We start from the raw sequence: 2,137 nt of genomic DNA, 5'->3' as shown, positions 1-2,137 counted from the left end.
CTCGCGTCGAGCAGGATCGTCGTTATCTCGATGAAATCGGATCGACGTCTTTCGGATTCTCTCGACCAGATCGAACACATCCGCGCCTTCCTGGTCGCGAACGGTGTCGCCGAGGATACGACCGAGCAGCCGGATATCGTTCCGGAGCCGAGCGTCTTCCTCAAGCGCCAGAGCTTCTTCGGTACGGCTGGACCGAAGTTCGGGCTCAGAGGGCGCGACTTGGGCTGACATGGCTAAATTCTCCGCCCTGCCCCCTGCCAATACGGATCGCGCAGCCGCCGTTTGAAGATCTTGCCCGAATCCTCACGCGGCAAATCGTTGAGTATCTCGACGTGCTTCGGCACTTTGTAATCGGCCAGCAATGTCTTCAGGTGCGCTCGGAGCGCAGCCACATCGAGGGTCACCCGCGGCTGCGGCTCCACCACCGCCATTAACGCCTCTCCGAACTCCTCGTCGGGAATACCGAACACCGCACAATCATGCACGCCGGGAAAGGCGTGCAGCGCCGCCTCGACTTCGGCGGGATAGATATTGACGCCGCCCGAGATCACCATGTCACGTTTGCGGTCGCAGATGAAGACGTATCCCTCTTCGTCAATATATCCGACATCGCCGGAGGTAATGAACCCATCGCGTTCGATCTCGCTACGTTTCTCCGGCTTGTTGTGGTAGGTGAAATCTGGACTATGAGCGATCCGGGAATAAATCTCACCGATCTCTCCGCGCTTCAGAATACTTCCGTCCTCACCGATAAAACGCAGCTCCGCGCCCGGCGCAATCTTGCCCACTGTTCCGGGTTTCTTTAGCGCATCATGGGAATTGGCGAAGGTGACCGCACCGGATTCGGTGCTGCCGTAGAATTCGTGGATGACCGGTCCCCACCATTCGATCATCGCGCGCTTGACGTCGGCGGGACATGGCGCGGCGGCGTGGATTACATGGCGCAGCGAGGAGATGTCGTATTTCCTTCGCACGCTCTCCGGCAACTTCATCAGCCGAATGAACATGGTCGGCACCATGAAGATGGTGTCGATCCTCTCGCGATCGACGAGCCGCAGGAATTCTTCCGGCTCAAATCGGGGCATCAACACCAGCGCGCCGCCAAGACGACCGGCTCGCAGCCCGAAAGAGTTTGGTGCCGAGTGATAGAGTGGGCCTGGCAGCAATGCACGGGCACCTGGTTTCAGTCCGTAGATCATCGCGCGCATCTGCTCGGAGAAGGCGATTTGCTCCGGCGTCGGGGCCTTGCGCCGCACCCCCTTGGGATGCCCGGTTGTGCCCGATGTGTAGATCATGTTCTGCGGCTGCGGTCGCGCCGGACCATCATAGGGCTGCTGCTGTTGAAGCCAAGACTCCAGATCGATCGCGAAACCGGGGGCCGCGAGGTGATCCGGGATGATTTTGTAGTTGTCCAGAATTTCCGAGGGTGTCGGCACACTGAACACCGTCACGCCTTTCGGAATGACCTCACCCAGTCCATGCAGCAGGTCCGCATGGCCGATCAGAACGCGCGTGCCGGAGTCCTCCAGGATGTATTGGATTTCCTCCGGTTTGAAATGCCAATTGATCGGGACTGCATAGGCGCCGAGCTGCATGGCGGCATAGGCCGATTCCATAAAGGCGATGTCATTGCGCAACAGGATGCAAACGCTGTCGCCCTGCTGGATCCCAAGCCGCTCCAGGCCACCGGCGATGCGCGCCGCGCGCTCAGCCACAACGGCATGGCCACGTCGCCGCTCGCCGCTGATGATGCCAAGGAAGAGCCCGGGAGTGTCGTTCATTTTCTCTATCGCGCTCTGCTTAGACGTCGGCGAATCGCGGCGCGCGCTTTTCCATGTTGGCGCGCACCGCTTCGCGCTGATTGGCCCCGCCCATCAACTTCATTTGCTCCGCAGATTCAGCGAGCAATGCCGGGCCCGGATCGACGATGAGATTGTTAAGCATCCGTTTGGCGGCGCGGATCGCCTCCGGACTTTTGCTGGCTATCTCGCCCGCGACCTCGAACGCTGCCGCGAGCGGATCCTCGCAGACTCGCGTAGCGAGGCCATAGCTCATCGCCTGCTGCGCCGAGAAAATGCGCCCGGTATACGTCAGCTCGCGTAAGATGTCGCCACGCACGAGGCTTGCCAGAATGGGG

General features: G+C 60.4%; 3 protein-coding genes. All 3 read right to left on the bottom strand.

Annotation, left to right across the window (positions count from 1 at the left end):
* On the bottom strand, positions 1–231 hold a 231-nt coding region (locus tag VJV58_RS04280), incomplete at its 3' end, for a phosphoenolpyruvate carboxylase (protein WP_324136103.1).
* A 2-nt stretch (positions 232–233) separates the two neighbouring features.
* Positions 234–1,781: an acyl-CoA synthetase gene (locus tag VJV58_RS04275; RefSeq protein WP_324136102.1), complete on the bottom strand. Its 1,548-nt coding sequence runs from the start codon at positions 1,779–1,781 to the stop codon at positions 234–236.
* A 19-nt stretch (positions 1,782–1,800) separates the two neighbouring features.
* The coding region (locus VJV58_RS04270; protein WP_324136101.1) for an enoyl-CoA hydratase-related protein at positions 1,801–2,137 on the bottom strand (337 nt) is incomplete at its 5' end.

This window comes from Bradyrhizobium sp., from assembly GCF_035273305.1.
In the GTDB taxonomy this organism is placed as follows: Bacteria; Pseudomonadota; Alphaproteobacteria; order Rhizobiales; family Xanthobacteraceae; genus Bradyrhizobium.
Note: the sequence above shows the minus strand (reverse complement) of the source record. Positions and strands in the feature narration are given on the sequence as shown.